1 protein-coding gene is annotated in these 248 nt (G+C 69.8%); it reads right to left on the reverse strand.

Translation table 11 applies throughout. The annotated features are described in order from the left end of the window. Window positions 1–248 (reverse strand): dihydroxy-acid dehydratase (locus ACRHNM_RS17620; RefSeq protein WP_431137944.1); only part of this gene is annotated, 248 nt, incomplete at both ends.

The following is a 248-nucleotide window of genomic DNA, read 5'->3' on the forward strand; positions in this document are numbered from 1 at the left end:
GGTGGGAATGCCGGCCGGGCCTGCCAGGTAGAAGTGCCTGACGGCCTCGTCCTGGGTGGTGGCGATGTCCCACTGCGCCAGGCCTTCGCCCAGGGTCTTGGCGTGCACGGTGGGCACGTCGGTGTGCAGCTTGCCGGCGCGGGCCAGCTCGCCGAGGATGGCGAAGATGCCGCCGGCGCGGTGCACATCCTCGATATGGTATTTCTGCGTGTTGGGCGCCACCTTGCACAGCTGGGGCACGGAGCGCG

The organism is Psychroserpens mesophilus (assembly GCF_050617655.1).
Taxonomy (GTDB): domain Bacteria; phylum Bacteroidota; class Bacteroidia; order Flavobacteriales; family Flavobacteriaceae; genus Psychroserpens; species Psychroserpens mesophilus_A.